Source organism: Nocardia mikamii NBRC 108933 (assembly GCF_001613505.1).
GTDB classification, from domain to species: Bacteria; Actinomycetota; Actinomycetes; order Mycobacteriales; family Mycobacteriaceae; genus Nocardia; species Nocardia mikamii.
In genome coordinates this window covers 84,183-108,052 of sequence record NZ_BDCM01000008.1, presented here as the reverse complement: position 1 = coordinate 108,052, position 23,870 = coordinate 84,183, and the positions used below count along the sequence as shown (strand labels likewise).

Sequence of the window (23,870 nt, the reverse complement as noted above, 5' to 3'; positions counted from 1 at the left end):
GAATCCTCGTCGCCCGGACAGCCGCTATTTCTCGTCGAAGGCGCGCAGCAGTTCCTCGGCCGCCAGGGCCGGAGTCAGGGAGCCGTCGCGGATCTGCTTTTCCACCTGTGCGCGAATCGCTTTCACGCCGGGACTGTCGGCCAGCCGGCGCAGCAGTTGATCGTGCACCATGGTCCAGGTCCAGTCGACCTGCTGGCGGCGGCGCTTCTCGGCGAACTCCCCCGCCTCGGTGAGCACGCGCCGGTGTTCGAGGACCGTATCCCAGAAGGTGTCCAGACCGGTGCCGTTCAGCCCACTCATGGTGAGAACCGGTGGGCGCCAGAGGGAATCGCGCGGATGGATCAGTCGCATCGCGCCCTGTAGCTCGCGTGCGGCCGCCCGCGCCTCCACCTCGTGGCGGCCGTCGGCCTTGTTGACCGCGACCAGATCGGCCAGCTCCAGCACACCCTTCTTGATGCCCTGCAACTGATCTCCGGTGCGGGCCAGGGTGAGGAAGCAGAACACGTCGACCATATTGGCGACGGTCACCTCGGACTGACCGACACCCACCGTCTCCACCAGGATCACGTCGTAACCGGCGGCCTCGAGCAGCACGATCGTTTCCCGGGTCGCCTTGGCGACGCCGCCCAGCGTGCCCGCGGTCGGCGACGGGCGGATGAACGCCTCACGCTCGACCGACAGCCGCGCCATGCGGGTCTTGTCGCCCAGAATCGATCCACCGGTGCGGGTCGAGGACGGATCCACCGCCAGCACCGCGACCCGATGTCCCTGGCCGATCAGATACATCCCGAGTGCGTCGATGAACGTCGACTTGCCCACGCCCGGAACGCCGGTGATACCGACGCGATTGGATTCGACGGCACCACCTTCGGCCGTGAGCTCGAGCAGCAGGCGCTGCGCCGCCTCGCGGTGATCCGCGCGGGTGGATTCGACCAGGGTGATCGCGCGGGCGAGCGCGGCGCGCTGATTGTCGCGGATCGCACCTGCCAGCTCCGCCACATCGATGGTCCGGCGTCGTCCGCCGCCCTGGGACTGCGGTCCGTCCACGCGCAGCGCCGGGGGCAGGCCGCGGGCGGTGGACAGGGCCTGGGTTCCGGGCAACTCCGCCCCGGCGGGCGCATCGCCCGCCGGAGTCCGGTCGGCGTCGTTCATTCCGCCTCGGCTTGTCCGCCGATCTCGTGGCCGAGTTCGGCCGCCAGCTTCTGCAGCAGCCCGATCGCGGCATCGGCGATCACGGTGCCCGGCGGGAAGATCGCCGCGGCGCCGGCGGCATACAGCTCGTCGAAGTCACCGGGCGGGATCACACCGCCGACGATGACCATGATGTCGGGGCGTCCGACCTCGGCCAGCGCCTGCCGCAGAGCGGGCACCAGCGTGAGGTGGCCGGCCGCCAGCGAGGAGACACCGACGATGTGCACGTCGTTGTCGGCCGCCTGCTGGGCCACCTCTTCCGGGGTCTGGAACAACGGGCCCACGTCGACGTCCATGCCGAGGTCGGCGAAGGCGGTCGCGATCACCTTCTGGCCGCGGTCGTGGCCGTCCTGGCCCATCTTGGCGACGAGGATGCGGGGGCGGCGGCCCTCGGCCTCGGCGAATTCCTCGACCAGCTCGATGGCCCTGCTGATGTTGGTCACCTTGCCGGCCTCCTCTCGGTAGACGCCCGACAGTGTGCGGATCTCGGCTTGGTGGCGACCGTACACCTTCTCCAGCGCGTCGGAGATTTCGCCGACAGTGGCCTTGGCGCGGGCCGCGTCGATGGCGAGGGCGAGCAGGTTGTTGGCCATCCCACCCTCGGAAGACGCTGCCGCCCTGGTCAATTCGGCCAGGGCCCGCTCGACCTCGGTGCTGTCGCGCTCGGCGCGCAGGCGGCGCAGCTTCTCGTTCTGCTCGGCGCGCACGCGCGAGTTCTCGACCTTGAGGACCTCGATCTCCTGGTCCTCGGTCACCTGGTACTTGTTGACGCCGATCACCGGCTGCGCACCGGTGTCGATGCGCGCCTGGGTGCGGGCGGCGGCCTCCTCGATGCGCAGCTTCGGGATACCCTCCGAAATCGCCTGCGCCATACCGCCGTGCGCCTCGACCTCGGCGATGTGGGCCCGCGCCCGCTCGGCCAGGTGGTGGGTCAGCCACTCCACGTAGTAGGAGCCGCCCCACGGATCGATCGGGCGCGTGGTTCCCGACTCCTGCTGCAGCAGCAGCTGGGTGTTGCGGGCGATGCGCGCGGAGAAGTCGGTGGGCAGTGCCAGCGCCTCGTCGAGGGCGTTGGTGTGCAGCGACTGGGTGTGGCCCTGGGTCGCCGCCATCGCCTCGACACAGGTGCGCGCGACGTTGTTGAACACATCCTGCGCGGTCAGCGACCAGCCCGAGGTCTGCGAGTGGGTGCGCAGCGACAGCGACTTCTGGCTCTTGGGTTCGAACTTCGACACCAGCTCGCTCCACAGCAACCGGCCCGCGCGCAGCTTGGCGACCTCCATGAAGAAGTTCATGCCGATGGCCCAGAAGAACGACAGCCGCGGCGCGAACTGATCGATCTCCATCCCCGCGTCCAGGCCGGCGCGGATGTATTCGACACCATCGGCCAGGGTGTAGGCCAGCTCCAGATCGGCCGTGGCGCCGGCTTCCTGGATGTGGTAGCCGGAGATGGAGATCGAGTTGAACTTCGGCATCTTCGCGGAGGTGTAGGCGAAGATGTCGGAGATGATCCGCATCGAGGGCTTGGGCGGATAGATGTAGGTGTTGCGGACCATGAACTCCTTCAGAATGTCGTTCTGAATGGTTCCGGCCAGCTGTTCGGGCTTGACGCCCTGTTCCTCGGCGGCGACGACGTACAGCGCCAGGATCGGCAGGACCGCGCCGTTCATGGTCATCGAGACCGACACCTGGTCCAGCGGAATCTGATCGAACAGTTCCCGCATATCCAGGATCGAGTCGATGGCGACGCCGGCCATACCGACGTCACCGGTCACCCGGGGATGATCGGAGTCGTAGCCGCGATGGGTGGCCAGGTCGAAGGCGACCGACAGACCCTTCTGGCCCGCGGCCAGGTTGCGGCGGTAGAAGGCGTTGGAATCGGCGGCGGTGGAGAAACCCGCGTACTGGCGGATGGTCCACGGCTGATTCACGTACATGGTCGGGTACGGGCCGCGCACGAACGGCGCCACACCGGGCACGCTGTCGAGCGGATAGCCCTCGGCGACAACGGCATCCCGGTCGGCCTTGGTGTACACCGGCGCGACGTCGATGCCTTCGGGGGTCGCCCAGACCAGTTGTTCGGGCGCATAACCGTTGGCGGCGGCCGATTCGGCGACGAACGCCTCGACGTCGCCGCCACCGGTCCGGCCGACGGCCGGTTCACCCAGCGGTACCTCGGCGAAGCTGCCGATCACGTGGTTCACATCTCGAGTAGTCATTACGCTCCCAGCTTCTCCAGCAGGCCGGACAGGGTCGCCACCGCGTCCATGCGGGCCGTGAGGAATCCGTCCGGCCGCTGTGTGCCGCTCACCTCAGCCACCGCCTTCTCCGGTCCGGCCAGCAGTACCGTCGTCACGCCGGCGTCGCGCAGCTGCGCGACGGCGGGCGCGGCCTCGGTGCCGTAACGGGCGTCACTGCCACACAGCACCGCCATCGTCGCTCCGGATTCGGTGGCGGCCGAGCCGATCGCGGACGTCTCCAATGCTCCCGGGTTCACCGTTTCGATGCCGCCGGAGGCGAGCACGTTCGCGGTGAAGGTCACGCGCACGTTGTGTTCGGCGACCGGGCCCAGCGGTACCAGCAGCGCACGCGGCCGGCGGCCGTGGGCGGCGAGGTAGGCATCCGACCGGTTGCGCAGGGCTTCGAAGGCCGCGCCGTAGCGGGCCACCGCATTCGTCGCACGCGCGGCCTCGGACAGCGGTTGCTCGGCCAGGTTCGGGAATTCGTTGACACCGGTGACCGCGGTGCGGCGGTGGGCGATGTCGGATTCGCGGCGGGTCCGGGTATCGGCGATGCGCTCGGCCAGCAGGCCGGACTCCAGCGCGGCGAGGTATCCGCCGGCGCGTTCGAGCTCCTGCATGAACGCCCACGCCGCACCGGCCACATCCGCGGTGAGACTCTCCACATGCCAGGAACCCGCGCCGGGATCCTGCACGTGCCCGAGATGCGACTCCTCGAGCAACAGCAGCTGGGTGTTGCGTGCCATACGTTCCGAGAACGCTTGCGACACACCGAGTTCCCCGGCCGGCAGGGCCGCGTCGAACGGCAGTACGGTGACCAGGTCCGCGCCGCCCACGCCGGCGCCGAACGCGGCCAGGGTGGTGCGCAGCATGTTCACCCACGGATCACGCTGGCTCAGCATCGCTTCCGAGGTGACGGCGTGCTGCGGCGCGTTGCCGAAGTCCGGCGCTCCCGCCTCGTGCGCGACCCGAGCCCACAGCCGCCGGGCGGCACGGAATTTCGCGATCGTCTCGAACTGGTCGTCGGTCGCCGCCAGCTGGAAACTCACCTGATCCAGCGCGTCGGCGACATCGAGGCCGGCGTCGGTGAGTGCGCGCAGGTAGTCCAGGCCCGCGGCGACGGCCGCGCCGATCTCCTGGGCGTCGGACGCGCCGGCGTTGTGGAAGACCGTGCCGGACACAGTGATCGCACGGACGGTCTCGGTGCGGCCGGCGGCAGTGCGTGCCAGTTCGACCGTGGCGTCGAGGCCGGTGTCGGCCACTCCGGCGAAGCGGCTGGTCAGCGGCGCCGCGCCGAGGAAGACGTGGATGTCGGAGCGGTCGGCCACCTCGTAGCCGTCGAGCAGGGCCAGCACCTGCGCGGCGGCGGCCGGTGTGTCCGCACCCGCCCGCAAGCTCAGCGGAGCCAACTCGAACAGCAAGCCGCGCAGCGCGTCCGCCAGTCCCGCCACCGGGACGCCGTTCTCGCCCACCCCGAGCCAGACGGAGCTGACGCCGTTCTCCAGGGCGGCGAGGATCTCCTCGTTGACGGCGGCCGGATCGGTTCCGCCGATGCGGGCGCTGACATGCCAGCCGCGGTGCACGTCCCGGGTGCCCTCGTTACCGCGCACGAACGGGAATCGTCCCGGCAGCGGTTGTTCGGGCAGTTCGTCGCGACGGGTGTACAGCGGCGCGACGGTCACTCCGTCGTAATTGGTGACCTCGAGCAGGCGCTCCGGCTCGTCACCGAGTTCGGATGCCTCGACCTTGCGGGATTTGGCCAGTACTCCGGCCACACCCTTGCGCCATGCGGCGTATCCGGGCACGGTGTCCGCACCCGGATCTGAACCAATCGGCATCGCTGCTGTACCTCTTCCACTCGACTCCGATACTTCACTCGTACCGGATACCTACGCTGGGACCCAACTCTTCGCAGCGCCTTCGCAACCGCCTGTGTGACCCCTTCACAGTGCGACGGGCGTGCGATATCGGCAGGTCGATGACCAGTTCGGTTAACGATCATTCATCAACCTTCATTCGATGCTAGCCCGGTGTTCGCATACTCTTCGCACAGCCTCGCCATACCGACCGGTAACCTGTCGCGGTGCCGAGGACGACGGATGTGGCGTTGCGACTACTGCGCAATCGACGGGTCGCGATGCTGGTGATCCTCGCGACCGCCCTGGTCGCGGTCGCCCTGCTGGCCCCGCATCCGGCCCCGCAACAGATCCGGGACTGGGCCGATTCGGTCGGCCCGGTGTTTCCGCTCCTGTTTTTTCTCGTCCACGCGCTCGTGACGGTGGCGCCGTTTCCGCGCACCGTGTTCACACTGAGCGCCGGGCTGTTGTTCGGGCCGATTCTCGGCATCACCCTCGCGGTTGCCGCGACGACGGTCAGCGCCGTGCTGGCTCTGTTGCTCGTCCGGGCGCTGGACCGGGACCAGGTCGCCGCGCGATTGACCCATCCGGCGGTGCGGGCGGTGGATCGACGGCTGGCCCGGCGCGGCTGGCTCGCGGTCGGCTCGCTGCGACTGATCGCGCCGGTACCGTTCTCGGTGATCAATTACTGCGCCGGACTGTCCTCGGTGCGGATGATGCCCTACCTGCTGGCCACCTTCGTGGGCATCATTCCCGGCACCATCGGCGTCGTCGTCCTCGGCGATGCGCTGACCGGCCGGACGAACCCGGGCCTGCTGGTGCTGTCGGGGGTGTGCATCACCATCGGCGTGATCGGGCTGATCGTCGACGCCCGCTGGGGCGCAGAGCAATTCGCGGCCGTCGCCACCGATGCGGCCGAGGAGCCGGCACCACACTGACGCCCGACGCCGACGCGATCGCTCAGCGCGCGCGCAGCGCCAGACCGGCCGGAACCGCCGCGAATGCCTCGCGCACTCTGTCCGTCAGGGCGGCCCGCCCGCCCCGGCCGTCGGCGCGGACCCATTCCCGGCCGGCCACACTCCAGGCCGAGGTCACCAGTTCGGCCAGGACGTGCAGTCGCAGATCGTCCGCGGGCAGTTCCAGGCGGTCGGCGAGGATCGTGACCGCATCCGCCTCCACGCCGTGGCGGTGGTATTCGACGTAGGCCAGGAGCGCCGGTGTGGTGCGGATGAGCCGGCGCGTCGCGACATACCGGCGATCCCAATCCGGTGCCAGATCGGCGACGGCCGCGGTCAACGTCTCTCGCATACCGTCCAGCACCACCCCGGTCAGCGGCCGATTCGCCAGTGCCGCGAGATATGCGGACCACAACTCGGCCTCCGCCTCGATCGCGGCCGCCTCCTTGGCCGGATAGGTGCGGAAGAAAGTGCTGCGCGACACCTCGGCCTCGTCCACGAGTTCGTCGAGTGTCGTCGCGTCGAATCCGCGCTCGGTGAACAGCCGCAGGGCGGCGTCGGCCAGTGCGCGGCGGGTACGCAGCCGTTTGCGCTCTCGCAACGGCAGCGTGCGGTCGGATGCGGGATCGGGCATGCCGAGATGCTATCCGAACTCGGATCCGAGGCACGTAAGAAACTGGGAATCGAACGACACTTGCGCTCGTATGGAACTGAGTGCCAGAATTGGCGCACCATATCGCAGTCAGGAGCACGCCATGTCCCCCGTCACTCTCGATCCGTCGGTCATCGGCCGAGCCGAAAAGCATCACAACGCGCTTCTGCACCGAATCCTCGCCGGTACCGGCGTCGACGAGGCGCAGTGGATCACTCTCAGCCAGGCCGCGGCAGCCGGCGGCACCGTCGATCGGGAGCGGCATGTCGCCACTCTCGCCGCGAAGACGACCTGGGCGCCCACTGTTGTCGAGACCGCCGCGACGCGACTCATCGAGCGTGCTCTGATGCGTGCGGCGCCGGGCGGTGAACTCGTGGTCACCGCGGCGGGTGATCGTCTCGTCGCGGACATCCGCTCGCGCACGAGCGCGGTGCTCGGCCGCGTCTACGGTTCGGTCCCGGCGGCCGACCTCGCGCTCGCGGGGCAGGTTCTCACCGTGATCACCGCCGGTTTGTCCCGCGAATTGGAAAGCTGACGATGTCCACGCCCGCCGCGCGGGAACGGAATTCCCGCGCGGCGCTCATCGCCTCCGGTACCGGAACGAGATAAGGCTCATCCTCACTCGGTAACGGCGGGCGGCCGGGAGTATCGGCCGCCGTAATAGGACGGGCCGAAAAGTGATCGGCTCGCGCTGCGCACAATCATTGTCTCGCGTTCTCTTCCGGACCAGAGTGCCTGTATCACTTTCGGTCCCGGCAGGAGGATGTATGGCCGCCACCGATGAACCGCGTTCGGGCGCACGCGCCGTCGATCGTGCGATCGCGGTCCTGAACTGCTTCGACGGCGACGACCCCGAGCTGTCGGTCAGCGAACTGGCACAGCAGACGGGCCTGCCCGTCAGCACCACCCACCGGCTGCTGCAGGCACTCGTGCGCGGGCGGCTGCTGGAACAGGACCATGCCAGCGACCGCTACCGCATCGGGCACGGGCTCGCGTCGCTGGCGCGGCCGGCGCTGACGCGACTCGGTCTCGATTCGGCGGCGCCGCACCTCTACGCGCTGGCGGCGAATATCCGCATTTCGGTCAGTCTCAGCGTGCCCGACTCGCGCGACGCGCTGACCGTCTTCCAGGCGCGGCCGCCGGTCTCGTTCTGCCCCAACCAGATTCCGCGGCCACGACGCCCGCTGCGATCCAGCGCGGCCGGGCACGCGCTGCTGGCGTTCTCCCCTGGCGACCGCCTGATCGAGACCTACGCCGGCCGGCACGAGTCCGATCCGCCGGCGTCGGCCGACCTCGACCGGGTGCGCCGCGCCGGATTCGCGGTCGAGGTGATCGACAGCGACGAGCCGATCCGTTCGGTCGCCGTGCCGATCGTCGGCCGCGGCCGGCAGGTACGCGGCGCGCTCTGCGTGCAGGCCCGGTCCGCGCGCCTCGACATCGACCTGATGCGCTCGATCCTGCCCCCGATGCGCCATATCGCGAACCGGATCGGCCCGCTGCTGCACGCCGAACCCGACGCCGCGGACACCGCCTCGTAAGTCGTTCGCGCGCCCCGCGTTTCGGCTGCCGAATTATCCTCACGCTGATTTCCACACTGTGAAAACACCGTTGCTCACCAGCACGGACAGCCGCACCATGTGATCAACGCAGGTTGCCGCGATCCGCATCGCCGGCCCGAGCACTTTCCCAGAAGGCACCCCGATGAACGTCACCCGACTCTTGACGCGCCGCCGCACGGTGGATCTCATGCGCGTCCCGCACGGGATCTGTCGCGCCTGAGCCGGGCGCCATCGCCGTCGCCGAAAGCCCTGCCAGGCAATTCGTTTCGCCGATCTACCGGCCGCCGCACCCGATGTGCGCGGGGCCGCAGACGCATTCAGTGAAAGAACCGATCATGTCGTTCAGACGACCCCGGGTGGTGCGCGCCCTCGCCACCGTCCTCGCCCTGCCCGTGCTCGCCGTGCTCGCCGCGGGCTGCTCGAGTTCCGGCGCCGGTACCACCGCCGACGGTAAGACCATCCTTCGCTACCAGGGCCAGGCCGGCATGGTCACGGCCTACGAACTGGCCGCCGACCTCGGCTACTTCTCCAAGATCGAGCTGAAGTGGGAGGGCGACACCACCAGCGGTCCGGCCAATATCCAGGCCGCCACCACCAAGCAGATCGAATTCGGCAGCGCGTTCAACGGCGCGGTCGTCAAGCTCATCGCCGGCGGCGCACCGGTCACCTCGGTGCTCAGCTCCTACGGCGCCGACGGGCAGAGCTTCACCGGCTACTACGTCCGCGACGATTCGGGCATCAAGACGGCCAAGGACCTGATCGGGAAGAAGGTCGGCGTCAATACGCTCGGCGCCCATCACGAATTCATCACCCGCCAGTGGTTGCACGATCAGGGTCTCACCGATGACGAGATCAAACAGGTGCAACTCGTGGTGCTGCCGCCGGTCAATACCGAGGACGCGCTGCGCAAAGGGCAGATCGATGTGGCGGCGCTGGGCGGCCCGCTGCAGGACATCGCGCTCGCGCACGGCGCCATCCACCCGCTCTACACCGACAAGGGCTTGTTCGGCGAGTTCGACTACGGCACCTACGTTTTCCGCAACGATTACATCGCCGATCATCGGGACGCGGTGGCCGACTTCGTCCAGGGCACGGCCCGCGCGACACGCTGGCTGCAGATCACGCCGCGCGATCAGGCGGTGGCGCGCCTGGCCGACATCATTCACAAGCGCGGCCGCAACGAGAACACCAAACTGCTCGACTCCTACAAGTCGTCCGGCATTCCGGTGCCCGGCGCGGTGATCCAGGAGCGAGAGCTGCAGATCTGGATCGACTGGCTGGTCCGCAACGGTGAGCTGCCGGCCGGGAAGTTCGCGGCCAAGGATCTGTACACCAACAAGTTCAACCCCTACGCCAACGGCACATACCCCGCCGAGAGCGGGCCGACCGGAGAGGTGGTGGCCGCCAAATGAGTGTCACGGCAATCAAACTCGCGCTCGACGGGGTGCGCAAGGAGTTTCCGGCGCGAGGCGCCGGCACTGCGTTCACGGCGCTGGAGAACATCACCGTGGACGTGCGCGACGGTGAATTCCTCGTGCTGGTCGGGCCCAGCGGTTCGGGTAAGTCGACCCTGCTGGACCTGCTGGGCGGGCTGACCCGGCCGACCCACGGCCAGATCCTGCTCGACGGCCGGCCGGTCACCGGCCCCGGACTCGACCGGGGGATCGTCTTCCAGCAGTACGCGCTGCTGCCGTGGCGCACCGCGCGCGGCAATATCGAATTCGGGTTGGAGGCCAAGCGCATCCGCCGCCGCGAACGCCGCCGGATCGCCGACGAGTATCTGGAGCTGGTCGGCCTCACCGGCTTCGGCGACCGCTACCCGCACGAGTTGTCCGGCGGTATGAAACAGCGTGTGGCCATCGCGCGCAGCCTCGCCTTCGATCCCGAGGTGCTGCTGATGGACGAGCCGTTCGCGGCGCTCGACGCCCAGACCCGCGAGTCGCTGCAGGACGAGTTGCTACGCATCTGGCGCACCACCGGCAAGACCATCCTGTTCATCACCCACGACATCAACGAAGCCGTCTATCTGGGGCAGCGGGTGGCCGTGCTCACCTCGCGGCCGGGACGAGTGAAGGCAGTGGTCGATATCGATCTCGACCGCGACACCGACCCGGACGCCGACATCCGCTCCAGCGAACACTTCAGCGAAGTCCGGCACCGGATCTGGTCGCTGCTGCACGACGAGGTGGCCCGCGCGCAGGGTCTCGAGCAGGCCGACCTCGCGGCCACCGACAGGAGGTAACACCATGTCCACCACGTTGCCCGCCACCGCCGAACCCGTGCTGGTGTCGAAGAAGTCCTCCGTCTCGGCCGGGAGTGCGGCCGAGGCTCCCGCTCGCTCCACCGCCGGCACGGGACGGCAGCTGGCCGCCCTGGCCGGCCGCTGGGGCTGGCGGCTGTTCAAGCCCGTCCTGGTCATCGGCCTGTTTCTGGCATTCTGGGAGCTCGCGCCCCGATTCGGCCTGGTCGATCAGATCTTCCTGCCGCCCTTCTCCACCGTCGTGCAGCGCGGAGACGAGCTGATCCGCAACGGTCAGCTCTGGGACAACACCTCCGCCAGTCTGGGCCGATCCCTGGTCGGCTTCGCGATAGCTGTGGCGTGCGCCGTTCCGGCCGGCGTCGCCATCGCGTGGTACAAGCCGGTGGCCGACTTCGTGAACCCGCTGCTCGAACTGTTCCGCAACACCGCGGCGCTGGCGCTGCTGCCGGTGTTCATCCTGATCCTCGGCATCGGCGAGACCTCCAAGGTCGCGATCGTGGTCTACGCGGGCTTCTTCCCGATCTTGCTGAACACCATCAGCGGCGTTCGATCGGTCGACCCCCTGCTGATCAAATCGGCTGTGTCACTCGGCTTCTCGCCGCTGCGGCTGTTCCAGAAGGTGATCCTGCCCGCCGCCGTCCCGACCATCTTCACCGGCATCCGGATGGCGGCCTCGGCCTCGATCCTGGTCCTGATCGCCACCGAGATGTCCGGTGCGCGAGCGGGACTCGGCTACCTCATCACCGCCGCGCAGCAGAATTTCCAGATCCCCGACATGTATGTCGGGATCGTCGCCATCGCGATCGTCGGCCTGGTCTACAACGCCGTACTCGTCGCGATCGAACGCCGCCTCACCCGCTGGCGCCCGCAATCCGATCGCTGAAGCACTACACCGAAGGGACGACGACGCTCGATGTCGCCATCACCGAAAACCTTTCATCTCAACGCCTTTCTGATGGGCGTCGGTCATCACGAGGCGGCCTGGCGCCATCCGCGCACCGAGGAACGGCGCGTGCTGGACGTGAAGCATTTCCAGGAATTGGGCCGCATCGCCGAGCGAGGCAAACTGGATTCGGTCTTCTTCGCCGACGGTCTGGCGGTGGGCCCGCGCATTCAGCGCAATACGCTCGCGGTGTTCGAACCGGTGACATTGCTGTCGGCCATCGCCGCGGCGACCGACCATATCGGTCTCATCGCGACGGCCTCGACGACCTATAACGAACCGTTCAATCTGGCCCGCAAATTCGCCTCGCTCGACCACATCAGTGGCGGGCGAGCCGGGTGGAACATCGTCACGTCCGGCAGCGTCGACGAGGCCTACAATTTCGGCTACGACGCGATTCCCGAACATGCTCGGCGATATGAGCGCGCCACCGAATTCGTCGATGTCGCATTGCAATTGTGGGACAGCTGGGAGTCCTCGGCCGTCGTGCTCGACCCCGAGGCCGGGGTCTTCGCCGATCCGGACAAGGTGCACACCATCGACTACGACAGCGACCGGTTCCGGGTGCGCGGACCGTTGAACTCCCCGCGCGGCCCGCAGGGCCGGCCACTGCTGGTGCAGGCCGGATCCTCCGAGAGCGGAAAGGAATTCGCCGCCCGCTACGCCGAGGCGGTGTTCACCGCACAGCGCACCCTGGAGGAGGGACAGCGCTTCTATCGCGACCTGAAATCACGGCTGCCGAAGTACGGCCGCGGCGCCGACGAGCTGAAGGTCCTTCCCGGCCTGGTGCCCTACATCGCCGATACGCCCGCCGAAGCGCTGGCACTGGAGCAGGAGTTCACCGATCTCATCTCTCCCGACTACGCGTTGCGCCAGCTGTCCACGCAGCTGGGCATCGACCTGACCGACCATCCGCTGGACGCGCCACTACCGCCGCTGCCGGTGGAGAGCGAGATCGAAGGCAACAAGTCCCGGTTCACGCTGGTCAAGGAGTTGGCTACGCAAGAGCAGCTGACCGTGCGGCAGCTGATCGGCAAACTCGGCGGCGGGCGCGGACATCGCAGCTTCGCCGGCACGCCGGAGCAGATCGCCGACGAACTGCAGACCTGGTTCGAGGCGGGCGCCGCCGACGGATTCAACATCATGCCGCCGTATCTGCCCGGCGGACTCACCGATTTCGTCGACCGGGTGGTGCCGATCCTGCAGGAACGCGGCCTGTTCCGCACCGAATACACCGCCGACACCCTGCGCGGGCACTACGGCCTCGCGCCGGTGGAGAGCCGGTTCGCGGCCGGAGCGGCGATCAGCGCCTGACCGGCGAATACAACGCGACAGGCCCCTTCCGGGTAGATCCGGGAGGGGCCTGTCTGCACGCTGTGTACGCGGACGAACCGCAGGTGGCGGCGAACCTTACAGGTTCGCGCCGCACACCGGCCAGGCGCCGGGGCCCTGGCTGGCGAGCACGTTCTCCGCGACGCGGATCTGCTCGGAGCGGCTGGCGTTGGCCGGGTTGCCACTGCCGCCATTGGCCTCCCAGGTGCTCTGGGTGAACTGCAGGCCGCCGTAGAAACCGTTTCCGGTGTCGGCGCCCCAGTTGCCGCTGGCCTCGCACGCCGCCACGGCATCCCAGTCGTGGCCGCCGTCGGCAGACGCGGTAGCGGTCAGGCCGAAGGGGACGGCGACGATGGCGCCGGCGACGGCGGCGAAGCCGAGTGCGCGAGTGCTGAACTTACGGTTACGAGACATGTGGAGTTTCCTGCCTGCGCCCAGCCGGCCCGATGGTGACGATTACGGGTCCCTGCCCCCAGGTATCTCGGGGTCGAACTCGAACCGCGGGACAGGGTTGCCGGTGTTCAGCGATTCGAGCGTCAGCCCGGAATTCCGAGCTGCAGACGACGGTAACGGAGAAATCTCGATACATCACGTTGCGATAACAACCGAACTGTCTCAACCCAACGTGGAGGATATTCACGTTTACGCAGCGCATGGTGGGATAAACGCGCGTTACATAAATGTAGTTATATAAACGTTATGTGGTCGAGATCACTGAGAAATAGTGATCCCCGTCGCATGATAACGTCCGAAATCGGCGGTTTCGTCGGCTCGAAGCCCCCGCCGACACTCATTCGGGCCGGTCAGAGGGCTAACGCTCGGACACGGTGACGGGCCACCGGTCCACCGTGTCCAGCGACGTGAGCTGCGCATCCTCCAGTGCTTGCGCGACACGCCGACGGTAGCGGGATGCGAGGGCCGGAGTCCGGCCCGCCCCGCCGGGACGGCCCCGCTCGGCGTAGGCCAGCCAGCCCGAGGCCTGACGCAGGATCTCGCCCGTGCTCAGCGGTCCCGCGAGCAGCAGACCGCCGTATTCGGGCACGACCGCCACCGCGCCGCCCAGATGCTGCAGGCACCGGCAGATCCCCAGTTCGTGACCGAGATCGCGGTAGCGGGTCAGCGCCAGCAGCCACCAGCGCATCGCGCGCCGCGGCTCACCGCGCATCCACCACAACAGCCCCAGCGTTTCGAAGGTGTGTGCCCGGCCGGACGGGTTGCGCCCGCCGCGGGTCAGGGTTTCGGCCAGCTCGAGACGGTCACGGGCGGCGTCCAGGCGGCCTTCGTGCATATGTGCGATGGCGAGGTCGTTCAGCGCACAGACCTCGGCGGCGATGTCGCGACGCGGCAGCAGCCACCACGCGCGCTCGAACCCGGCCACGATGTCGGGCAGTGGGTACTCCCCGCCCGGCAAGCGGTCGAAATCTCGCATCGCCTCGGCATGCGCGCGCCGAGCATCCAAGCCCGTGCTCCGGCGTGGACGGCTGCGGCGCCGCTTCCGGAGCGCGCGCGGCCCTCGCCGGCGTGTCGCGGTAGCGAGCGCCAGATCGCAGCGAATCGATGCCAGTTCGCTGATCTGCGGATGCGCCGGACCGCTCAGGGCGAGCATCGCTCGCGCCGCCGGACCGTCGGCAGGCGCCCCGATCCGCGCGTACCAGAGGTCGAGCGCGTCGGCGATCCGGGCCAGGGCCGGGATGTCGAGTTCGACGCCGTGATCGCAGTCCGCGCATTCGCGCACCAGCTCGGCCAGCCGGTCCGCCGTTCCCGTGAACCACCGATGCGCGCCGGCGCCGAGCCGATCCGAATCCAGGGCCACCGCCCAGCGCGTCGCACGGTCGGAGTAGTGCCGGATCAGCGCCGGCCACGTGGCCCGCCACTGCGGTGTGCGGCGGACGACGGCACGGTCCGGCGGCGTCGTGGTCTTCGCCACGGCGAATCGGTCGTGTCCGTCGTGGACGATCACACCGTGGGCGGCGAGCCGGATCAGAACCTCGCCGGTGGAGCGCTGAACCACCGCCTGCTCCCCCGGCAGGACCGTCGCACTGTCGAGCATCGCGGTCACGGTGTCGTAGAGCGCCGCCGCCTCGTAGTCGGTGAACGGCAGTGCCCGCAGAACGGCGGCGACGGCCGCATCGGTTGCGTCCAGCGGCTGCGTCCGGGCCGGCGCGAGCGCGGGCAGCGCCGCGACGGTCCGCTCGACCACGGGCGGCGGCTGCACCAGGTCGGCGGTGAGATCCAGTTCCCGCCGGACACGCGCGCCTTCGCGCATATCCATCGTCTTGCGCCACAGCACGTACAGCGCGGCCGCCGCCACCACCGCGACCGCCACCCAGCGCAGCACCCCGGCCAGCGAGTTCAGCACCCGGCTCTGCCCGACCGAACCCTCCAGCAGTTTCGCCACCACCTCGAGCAGCAGCGACGACGACATCACCCACGCCGCACCCAGAAATCCTTGCCAGACAGAGGATTTCGGGGTGGCGATGAGCTGCGACGCGATGTCGTGCTCGGGCCGGTGCGAGTGGCCGCCGCTCATCGCACGATCCCACCCGTCAATCCCGGCACCAGGAAGCGCCGCCAGGTCATCAGCAACAGCAGCACCGGCGGGACCGTCGACAGCAGTGCCCCGGCCGCGAGATGGGCGGCGTTCTCCTGGAATTGGCGCGCGTCGCCCCACAGCAGCAGCGACCACGGACTGACATCGGCGCCGCTGACCATCAATCCGATGAAGAAGTCGTTCCACACCTGAATCAGTTCGAGTACCGCGACCGCGCCGACAGCGGGCCACGCGGTCGACACCACGCGGCCCAGGACGGCCCACGGCTTGGCCAGACCGTGCAGGGCGTCGGCGGCCGGACCATCCGAGGGCGCGAGCAGCGCCCCGCGCAGAATCAGGATCGCGATGGGCAATCCGATCGCGGCGTGCACCACGATCAGCGAGGAGAACGACGTCCCGGTCAATCCCATCCGCTCGATGACCCGCCGGATGGGCCCGACGTAGAGCTGCGCGGGCAGCACGGTGAACACCACCAGCACCACCACCGCGATCCGCGAACGCAGCGCATCGGCGGGCAGCGCGGCGAGCTGATGGGCGACCGGGAACGCCGCACCGATGACGAGAACGGTGGCCCACACCGCCACCCAGCCCGTATTGGCCATGGCATGCAACAACTCTCGGTGCTGCCACACCGATCCGGCGCCCGCGAGGGCGGGGCCGTCGGCGCCCACCCAGCTGAACACCACCAACGCCAGCAACGGCCCCAGCGAGAGCGACGAGACCGCCGCGAGCCGGAGGACACCGCGCGCGGTACGCCTCGTGCGGACCGGATCGGCGCTCGGACGGCGCATCCAGCCGACGCGGTGGCGGCGCACGTCGGTCTGCAGAATCCACGCCGCCGAACCGATCAGCACCGCCAGTGGCAGCGAATAGGCCGCGGCCACACCGGGATCGGCATCGGGATCGGAGACCAGCCGCCACCAGTGCACGGTCGCCGAGTCCAGCGAATACTGCAGCGATCCCGGCACCGCGATCAGGATGATGTCGAAGATCCGCGCCGCGGCGACGGCGACGACGAGGCCGAGAATCAGGAAGACCGGGCGTACCAATTCGAACAGCCGGGCCCGGGTCCGGCCCGCGCCGCGCGCGTCCTCGAGGTAGCCGCGCCGCACCGGATCGGCTTCGATGGCCGCGATCGCGGCGCGGAACAACGCGAACAGCGCACCCAGCCAGCACCACACGAAGGCCGCGATCAGCAGGGTCATCAGCCAGACGCGCTGCCCCGCCACCCCCGGGACCGGCATCCGGTAGTCGGGATTCTCGGCCAGCAGGCGCAGGGCCAGTCCGGCGACGAAGGCGGAAACGCCGAACGGCAGAATCAGCGGTGGCCACGGCCACCAGCCCCGGCGGCCGCGCCAAGCCAATTCCAAGGCCAGGACCAGCACGGCCAGCGCACACAGCACCCACACGAGAGTGCGGACATAGGCGCCGCGCCCACCGGGCCCCAGCTCGACGCCGATTCCCCGAATGGTCACCACGAGCGCGACCACCACGACGGGCCACCACAGCGAACGCCACCGAATCCGTGCGACGAGGCTCGCGCCGTCCCGCACCTCGCGGCGACATACGGTCGGCCACAATCGATTGCGCAGCAATATCCAGCGACCCCGCACAGCCGCCGCCACCAGTGCGCGCACCGCGTCGTCCCGGCGCCACAGCATCGTGCTCGCCGCGACCAGTACCACCAGCAGCGCACACCATCCGACCATCGCCCACTGTGCGCGGACCGCGGTCCAGACCGTGGTGGCGGCCGGCCCGACCAGCAACAGCAGGATCAGCACCAGTGCCGGCAGCTGCGCGGGCCACATCGACCACCGCCGAGGGTGGCGTCCCGGGACCACCGGACCGGCGATACGTGTGAGCGCCGGCTCCAGATCCAGTCCGTGCGCGTGGATGTGCCCGGCCGTCATCGCGCTCTCCGTTCGAACTCGTCGAGTGCGCGCACCGCGTGATCGACCGCCGCGTCGAGTCGCTCGGCGTGCCCGTCGCCGACGGTGATGAGCAGGTCGGTCAGCACCCGCCACAGGCCGTCGCGCCGCCCGGCGGCGCCGATGAGATCGGCGAAATCGAACGCGGACCACGAATGCAGCCGGCCCGCAACCGGATCCAGCATCGGCGCGTGGTCCGGGACGGTGCGCGGACTGGGTGCCAGGAAGCCGCCGTAGTCGCCGATCCAGGCCGAGACGGCGCCCGGCGCGGTCAGTGCGCCGAGCACCGGCACCGCATCGTGGGCACCGGCCGCGGTCGCGACGATCACGTCGCCGCCGCCGATGGCCGGGCGCGGGCCCCCGGGCGCCACCGCCGGAAAGGGCATCACGCCCACCGCGTCCGCGGGCCTGCCGGCCCGGCGCAGGCAGCTGCGCACGATGGGTTCCGCGAAATCCGGGGCCACCACCATCGCCGCGGTGCGCCGTTCGAACACCTCGCGCACCGATTCCGGAAATTGCCGGGTCAGGGTCGCGGCGATACCGCCCGGGAAGGTGCCGCGCGGTGCCCACAGAGTGCCGAGGCGGTAGAGGGTGGCCCGCACCGCGTCACGATCCCATTCCCGCGGACGGTGCGGCTCGCCGGCGGCAGCCAGATCCTCGTAATCCCAGGCGGATTCGCCGTAGAGGATGTTGCCGAACAGGTCGGCCAGCACCCAGCCGTCGGCACCGCCCAGCGCCAGTGGGCGGCGGGTGGTCGCCTCCGCGATACGCTGCGGCCACTGCGAGACGGTCCAGTCGCGCGGATCGTCGCGCGGCCGGTCGCCGCCGAAGGCGTAGCGGTCGTACCACACCAGCGACTTGTCGGCCGCCTTGAACGGAATGCCGTAGAGCGCACCGTCTTTCCACAGCAGCGAGCGCCACTGGTCCGGATAGCGCGGCCCCGCCGCGTCGTGCCACAGCGTGGGCGGCAGTGCACGCAACACTCCGCCCGCCAGCTCACCGATCCGGCCGACCTCGGGCAACATCACCAGATCGGGGGCGGAGCGGCCGCGCGCCTGCAGGGCCGTATCGATGTCGTCGCCGAGCGGCAACACCGCGACCGTGGCACCGAGGCCCGCATCGTCGAGCACCCGGCGGAACGCGGCGAGCTCGGATCCGCTCCAGGGCACCGCGATCCGCACCGAGGCGGGGTGGCCGAACAGGACTCCGGGGGCGCACGCGGTCAGCACCGGCGCCAACGCCGCGGCACGCAGCACCGCCCGCCGTGTCGCCATGCCCACCCCCGAGTCCGCGTGCCCTGCACCGACATTCGAATGCCGGCCCGCGTGATTCGCGGACCGGCATTCGGATCATCGCTGAAATACGGTTACCCCGTCAACGTCCCGGATACTCCGGCGGCTGCCACGGCCGCCCGCCCGCATCGCCGGGGCGCGGCGCCGGTTGCTGCTGCGCGGGGGGCGACGGCGGAATGGGAGCGCTCTGCGGCGGCAGATGCCGGGGCTGATTGGGCGCGATCAGCGGCGAATCGACCGGTGTCGCCGCCGCGGCCTCGGCCGCGCGCACCGCCCGCTCGGCTGCCGGATCGGTCTTGATGTCGAACCAATCGGCCACTTCGTCGGCGTCGTCGTCGGGTGTGCCCGCGGCGCCGTCGTCGCTGGGCTCGTAGCGGAAGACGCCGTCCTCGCCCTGCGTGCCGAAATTGCGGGCGAACCCTTCCAGCGCCTTACCGAAGTCGCTGGGCACCATCCACACCTTGTTGGCGTCGCCCTTCGCCACCAGCGGCAGCGTCTGCATGTACTGGTAGGCGAGCAGTTCCGGGGTCGGTTTGCCGGATTTGATTGCGGCGAAGACCTTTTCGATCGCCTTGGCCTGGCCCTGAGCCTGCAGGTAGGCCGCGGCGCGTTCACCCTGGGCACGCAGGATCCGGCTCTGCCGCTCACCTTCGGCGGACAGAATGGCCGACTGCTTGGAGCCCTCGGCCGCCAGGATCTGGGACTGCTTGGCACCCTCGGCCGTCTTGATCTGCGCCTCGCGGTTACCTTCCGCGGTGAGGATCATCGCGCGCTTCTCACGATCGGCCTTCATCTGCTTCTCCATCGATTCCTGAATCGACGGCGGCGGATCGATGGCCTTCAATTCCACTCGCGCCACCCGCAGGCCCCAGCGGCCGGTCGCCTCGTCGAGGACGCCGCGCAGCTGCGAGTTGATCTGGTCGCGGGAGGTCAGCGTCTCCTCCAGGGTCATGCCGCCGACCACGTTGCGCAGGGTGGTGATGGTCAGCTGCTCGACCGCGGCGATGTAGTTACTGATCTCGTAGACCGCGGCCTGCGGGCTGGTGACCTGGAAATACACCACCGAGTCGATCTGCACGGTGAGGTTGTCCTGGGTGATCACCGGCTGCGGCGGGAACGACACGACCCGCTCGCGCAGGTCGACCTTCGCGCGGATCCGGTCGGCGAACGGGACCAGGAATGTCAACTGGCCCGATACGGTGCGCGAATATCTGCCCAGCCGCTCGATCACCGCGGCCTCGGCCTGCGGTACCAGCGCGATCGACTTGAAGACCACCACCGCGACCAGCACCACGATGACGATCGCGACGATCAGTACAGCCATTACGGCCCCTTCCAGACAACGGCGTGCGCGCCGTCGATCTTCATGACGTAGACGGTCTCACCCTCGGCATACTCATCGGCCGGGTCGAACGGGCGTGCGCTCCACACTTCGCCACCGATCTTCACCTGACCGCTGTTCTCGTTCACCGCTTCCAGCACCTTCGCGGTCTTCCCCGGCAACGCGTCGACATTGGTCGGCGTGGGCGGTGGAGTTGCGAAGCGGCGCAACAACATCGGGCGAACGACGAACAGCAGCCCGATGGCGGAGATCGCGAACACCACGGCGTCGATCACCACCGACGTCTGCGCGATCCCGGCAACCCCCGCGGTGATCAACGCCGCGCCGCCCAACATGAGCAGCGTGAAGTCACCGGTGAGCATCTCGGCTGCGGCGAGCAGAATTCCCGCGACCAGCCATACGATTGCGGCCACAAGTCAACCGTACCGTGCCTGTCCGTTTTTCCGCGCCTTTAGCGGGACGAGTCGGAGTGGAAACACGCCGGTCACCGGTCCAGATCCGGTGGGCGCGAGCCGTCGTCGGCCGGACCGCACCGCCGGTCGGGGCCTGGCCTCCCGCCGAACGGCAAGGGGAACAGGTAGTTTCGGCCGGGTGAGTGCGCGCGAATACGGTGACATCTATTCCGGACACGCTCGAACCCGCAAGCGCGCGGTACCGCAGGTGGTGGCCGAACGCGACCTCGTCGCCGAGGACGCGGCCAGCGGATTCTGCGGCGCCGTGGTCGGTTTCGAGCGCACCTACGACGGCGAGTTCGTCAAACTCGAGGACCGCGGCGGCCGGGTCCGGCTGTTCGCCTTGCGTGAGGCGGCGTTCCTGATCGACGGGCAGCCGGTGACGCTGGTGCGGCCGAAGGCGACCGCGCCGGCCGCCCCCACGCGGTCCGCGTCGGGGTCCACCCGCGTGGAGGGGCTGCGCGCCCGCGTGGCGCGCGCCAGCCGGATCTGGGTCGAGGGCGTGCACGACGCGGCGCTGGTGGAACGCGTCTGGGGACACGATCTGCGCGTCGAGGGCGTGGTCGTGGAGCATCTGGAAGGCCTCGACCATCTGGCCGCGCGGCTGACCGACTTCGGCCCGGAACCCGGCCGGCGGGTCGGAGTGCTGGTCGACCACCTGGTCACCGGCTCCAAGGAGACGAATCTGACCACCGGCCTCGGCCCGCACGTCCTGGTGACCGGGCACCCCTATATCGATATCTGGCAGGCGGTGCGACCGCAGGCCGTCGGCATCGAGGCCTGGCCGCAGGTGCCGCGCGGTGAGGACTGGAAGACCGGCGTCTGCCGCCGTCTCGGCTGGGGCACCCCGTCGGAGGGCTGGCGACGGGTCTACAACGCCGTCGACAACTTCCGCGATCTGGAAGCGCCGCTGCTGGGCGCGGTGGAACAGCTGATCGACTTCGTCACCGAACCGGAGTGAGGGCGCCGGTTCGCCGTAGGTCTGCCGATACCCAGGTGCCGTGGCTACGCTGGCCGGTATGACGCCGCTGCAGCGCTATATCGCAGAGGAGATCGGCACCGACCATGCCGAGGGCCTGCTCAGCCGCCGGGAGGCGCTGCGACGGTTGAGCCTGCTGGGGCTCGGCACCCCGGCCGCGGTGGCGCTGCTGGCCGCCTGCGCGCAGCGGTCCGGCACCTCGGCCGGGACCACGGGACCGACCGCGCCGGCGAGTTCCGCGCCACCGCCGGGCACCGCGACCGCGGTCCAGCCGAGCGCGATCACCTTCCCCGGACCCGACGGCCGCACCCTGCAGGCCGCCTGGGCCGCCGCGGCGCAACCTCGGGGCGCAGTCCTGGTGATCCACGAGAACAAGGGCCTCACCGATCACATCCGTTCCGTCGCCGGACGTTTCGCCGGAATCGGATATTCCGCGCTCGCGGTGGACCTGCTCTCCGAAGAGGGCGGTACCGCCACCTTCACCGACCCGGCCGCCGCCACCGCGGCTCTGGGCAAGGCACCCCAGGACCGTTTCCTCGCCGATCTCCAGTCCGGACTGGCGGAACTGGGACGCCGGGTGCCGGGAAAGAAGCTGGGCGCCACGGGTTTCTGTTTCGGCGGCGGTCTCACCTGGCTGCTGCTCACCCACGGCACCCGGGAGCTGGCCGCGGCCACGCCGTTCTACGGTCCGTACCCCGAGGGCGGTGAGATCACCACCGCGAGTGCGGTCCTGGCCGTCTACGGCGCGCTCGACACCCGCGTCGACGCCACCCGCCCCGCGGCCGAGGCGGCGTTGAACCGAGCCGGCGTGCCGCACGAGATCTTCGTCGCCGACGATGCCAAACACGCGTTCTTCAACGACACCGGCCCGAACTATCAGCCCACCGCGGCCGCCGCCGCCTGGCAGCGCGTCACCGACTGGTACGCGCAATATCTCGGGTGAGACGCGCCGGCGTGATCCGGCTCGCACCGCTCGTGGCGGGTGTCGTCGCGGTGGCTGCGGCGACGACCGGGAGCGCGATGAGTCCGCCCGTGCTCGATCCGGCCCCCGTGCGAGCGACCGCCCCGATGGGGTGGAATTCCTGGGATTCCGGAATAGCGCTGACCGAGCAATCGGTGCGCGAGACGATCGACGCGATGGTGTCGGACGGGATGCGCGATGCCGGCTATCGCTACGTCGACCTCGACGCGGGCTGGGCTGCCCCGCAGCGGGATTCGTCGGGCGAGCTCGTCGCGGATCCGGTCCGGTTCCCGCACGGCATCGCCGCCGTGGCCGCGTACGCCCATCGACACGGGATGTCTCTGGGGCTGTATTCCAGTCCCTTCAACGAGATCTGCGGGCAGACCCCGGCGACCGCGAGCCGCGGCCACGAGTTGCAGGATGCGCGGCGATTCGCCGACTGGGGTGTCGACCTGCTCAAATACGACTGGTGCCGGACCGACGCGAATCACGAGGAGCAGGTTCGTGATTTCGCCCGGATGCGCGACGCGCTGCGATCGACCGGACGTGGCATCGTCTACATGATCAATCCGAACAGTTCCGCCGACGCCCACGCCGGTGTCGAGTACGACTGGTCGGCCGTCGCCAATTCGGCTCGCAGCTCCGACGATCTGATCCCGATGTGGCGCAACACCTTTTCCGAACCGGATATCGGCGGATTCGACACCACGACGGTCCGCGGTGTCGCCGACGAGGCAGACGCCGCACTCCGCGCCCGGCCCGGCCGTCCGGGCTACTGGCCCGACCCGGACATGCTGGTCGTCGGACAGTCGATGTCGCAATTTCTCGGTGCTCATCTGGACGGCCTGCCCGGAACCGCTGTTCGGCGCCCGGCACTCAGCGCCGACGAGACCGCCTACCTGGCCCGCCGTTTGGGAATCTCCCCGGAAACGCTGGCGCTGCTGCGAAATCCACGCACCCTCTCGCCCGCCGAGCAAAAGGCGCACCTGTCGCTGTGGGCGATGCTGTCCGCGCCGCTCATCGCGGGAAACGATGTCCGCACGATGAGCGAGCCCACACGTGCCGTGCTCACCGACGCCGGTGTCATCGCCATCGACCAGGATCCGCGGGTGGCGCCCGCGGTGCCGCTGCCTCACGAGGACCGGATCCTCACCAAACCTCTGTCCGATGGTTCGGTCGCCGTGGCCCTGCTCAACCCCGGCGACCAGCCGCTGACCCTCGCGACCAGCGCCTCCGAAGCCGGTCTCGCACAGGCGCGGTCGTACACCGTGCACGACATCTGGGCCGCGACGACGACGGTGACCGACGGCCGTATCGTCGCGCCGGACATCCCCGCCCACGGCGTGGTGCTGCTGAGGATCACTCCCGCCGCGTGA

At 69.2% G+C, this 23,870-nt stretch carries 20 protein-coding genes; 10 read left to right on the top strand and 10 right to left on the bottom strand.

Features of this window, described 5'->3' with window-relative positions; translation table 11 throughout:
• Positions 1-24: 24 nt before the first annotated feature.
• Genes meaB through NMI01S_RS11035 form a run of 3 tightly spaced genes read right to left on the bottom strand, consistent with a single transcriptional unit; the run spans position 25 to position 5,269 of the window.
• Positions 25-1,152 carry a methylmalonyl Co-A mutase-associated GTPase MeaB gene (gene meaB / locus NMI01S_RS11045; protein WP_084512853.1) on the bottom strand — a complete coding sequence of 376 codons (1,128 nt, stop codon included), beginning with the start codon at positions 1,150-1,152 and terminating at the stop codon, positions 25-27.
• Positions 1,149-3,410, bottom strand: a complete 2,262-nt coding sequence (scpA, locus tag NMI01S_RS11040) for a methylmalonyl-CoA mutase (protein WP_062996240.1) — start codon at positions 3,408-3,410, stop codon at positions 1,149-1,151. The genes meaB and scpA overlap by 4 nt, the downstream gene beginning before the upstream one ends.
• Entirely contained in the window at positions 3,410-5,269 is a 1,860-nt protein-coding gene (locus tag NMI01S_RS11035; protein ID WP_084512852.1) for a methylmalonyl-CoA mutase family protein, read from the bottom strand. The genes scpA and NMI01S_RS11035 overlap by 1 nt, the downstream gene beginning before the upstream one ends.
• Before the next feature lie 299 nt (positions 5,270-5,568).
• Between NMI01S_RS11035 and NMI01S_RS11030 the strand changes: the two genes are divergently transcribed.
• Positions 5,569-6,225 (top strand): TVP38/TMEM64 family protein, encoded by a 657-nt coding sequence (locus NMI01S_RS11030; protein WP_062996431.1) that lies wholly within the window; start codon positions 5,569-5,571, stop codon positions 6,223-6,225.
• Between the two features lie 22 nt (positions 6,226-6,247).
• On the opposite strand, the gene NMI01S_RS11025 is transcribed toward NMI01S_RS11030, so the two are convergent.
• Positions 6,248-6,877, bottom strand: coding sequence for a TetR family transcriptional regulator (locus NMI01S_RS11025; protein ID WP_062996238.1), 630 nt, complete (start codon positions 6,875-6,877; stop codon positions 6,248-6,250).
• A gap of 121 nt (positions 6,878-6,998) precedes the next feature.
• On the opposite strand from NMI01S_RS11025, the gene NMI01S_RS11020 reads away from it, so the two are divergent.
• From NMI01S_RS11020 to NMI01S_RS10995, 6 genes are all read left to right on the top strand, one after another.
• Positions 6,999-7,430, top strand: coding sequence for a hypothetical protein (locus NMI01S_RS11020; protein WP_062996236.1), 432 nt, complete (start codon positions 6,999-7,001; stop codon positions 7,428-7,430).
• A gap of 232 nt (positions 7,431-7,662) precedes the next feature.
• Positions 7,663-8,433 carry an IclR family transcriptional regulator gene (locus NMI01S_RS11015; protein WP_062996234.1) on the top strand — a complete coding sequence of 257 codons (771 nt, stop codon included), beginning with the start codon at positions 7,663-7,665 and terminating at the stop codon, positions 8,431-8,433.
• Positions 8,434-8,789: 356 nt separating this feature from the next.
• Positions 8,790-9,866, top strand: coding sequence for an ABC transporter substrate-binding protein (locus tag NMI01S_RS11010; RefSeq protein ID WP_062996232.1), 1,077 nt, complete (start codon positions 8,790-8,792; stop codon positions 9,864-9,866).
• Positions 9,863-10,696, top strand: coding sequence for an ABC transporter ATP-binding protein (locus NMI01S_RS11005; protein WP_062996230.1), 834 nt, complete (start codon positions 9,863-9,865; stop codon positions 10,694-10,696). The genes NMI01S_RS11010 and NMI01S_RS11005 overlap by 4 nt, the downstream gene beginning before the upstream one ends.
• Positions 10,697-10,700: 4 nt before the next feature.
• Complete coding sequence (locus tag NMI01S_RS11000; protein ID WP_062996228.1) at positions 10,701-11,597, top strand: ABC transporter permease; 897 nt, start codon at positions 10,701-10,703, stop codon at positions 11,595-11,597.
• A 30-nt stretch (positions 11,598-11,627) separates the two neighbouring features.
• The gene (locus NMI01S_RS10995; RefSeq protein WP_062996226.1) at positions 11,628-12,971 is read left to right on the top strand and encodes an LLM class flavin-dependent oxidoreductase; all 1,344 of its coding nucleotides are present in this window, start codon (positions 11,628-11,630) and stop codon (positions 12,969-12,971) included.
• A 96-nt stretch (positions 12,972-13,067) separates the two neighbouring features.
• Here NMI01S_RS10995 and NMI01S_RS10990 read toward each other — a convergent pair whose 3' ends face one another.
• From NMI01S_RS10990 to NMI01S_RS10965, 6 genes are all read right to left on the bottom strand, one after another.
• Positions 13,068-13,403 carry a transglycosylase family protein gene (locus tag NMI01S_RS10990; RefSeq protein ID WP_062996224.1) on the bottom strand — a complete coding sequence of 112 codons (336 nt, stop codon included), beginning with the start codon at positions 13,401-13,403 and terminating at the stop codon, positions 13,068-13,070.
• A gap of 397 nt (positions 13,404-13,800) precedes the next feature.
• Entirely contained in the window at positions 13,801-15,519 is a 1,719-nt protein-coding gene (locus NMI01S_RS10985) for a hypothetical protein (RefSeq protein ID WP_062996222.1), read from the bottom strand.
• Positions 15,516-17,450 carry a hypothetical protein gene (locus NMI01S_RS10980; protein ID WP_062996220.1) on the bottom strand — a complete coding sequence of 645 codons (1,935 nt, stop codon included), beginning with the start codon at positions 17,448-17,450 and terminating at the stop codon, positions 15,516-15,518. The genes NMI01S_RS10985 and NMI01S_RS10980 overlap by 4 nt, the downstream gene beginning before the upstream one ends.
• On the bottom strand, positions 17,447-18,742 hold the full coding sequence (locus tag NMI01S_RS10975) for an ABC transporter substrate-binding protein (RefSeq protein WP_062996218.1): 1,296 nt from the start codon (positions 18,740-18,742) through the stop codon (positions 17,447-17,449). The genes NMI01S_RS10980 and NMI01S_RS10975 overlap by 4 nt, the downstream gene beginning before the upstream one ends.
• A gap of 100 nt (positions 18,743-18,842) precedes the next feature.
• On the bottom strand, positions 18,843-20,084 hold the full coding sequence (locus tag NMI01S_RS10970) for an SPFH domain-containing protein (protein ID WP_062996216.1): 1,242 nt from the start codon (positions 20,082-20,084) through the stop codon (positions 18,843-18,845).
• Positions 20,084-20,515, bottom strand: a complete 432-nt coding sequence (locus NMI01S_RS10965; RefSeq protein ID WP_036502267.1) for an NfeD family protein — start codon at positions 20,513-20,515, stop codon at positions 20,084-20,086. Before NMI01S_RS10965 ends, NMI01S_RS10970 begins: the two co-directional genes overlap by 1 nt.
• A 178-nt stretch (positions 20,516-20,693) precedes the next feature.
• Between NMI01S_RS10965 and NMI01S_RS10960 the strand changes: the two genes are divergently transcribed.
• Genes NMI01S_RS10960 through NMI01S_RS10950 form a run of 3 tightly spaced genes read left to right on the top strand, consistent with a single transcriptional unit; the run spans position 20,694 to position 23,870 of the window.
• The gene (locus NMI01S_RS10960; RefSeq protein ID WP_062996214.1) at positions 20,694-21,515 is read left to right on the top strand and encodes a DUF3097 domain-containing protein; all 822 of its coding nucleotides are present in this window, start codon (positions 20,694-20,696) and stop codon (positions 21,513-21,515) included.
• A gap of 58 nt (positions 21,516-21,573) precedes the next feature.
• A complete protein-coding gene (locus NMI01S_RS10955) occupies positions 21,574-22,476 on the top strand; it encodes a dienelactone hydrolase family protein (RefSeq protein WP_062996212.1) in 903 nt (300 codons plus the stop codon).
• Positions 22,473-23,870 carry a glycoside hydrolase family 27 protein gene (locus NMI01S_RS10950; RefSeq protein ID WP_245716813.1) on the top strand — a complete coding sequence of 466 codons (1,398 nt, stop codon included), beginning with the start codon at positions 22,473-22,475 and terminating at the stop codon, positions 23,868-23,870. Before NMI01S_RS10955 ends, NMI01S_RS10950 begins: the two co-directional genes overlap by 4 nt.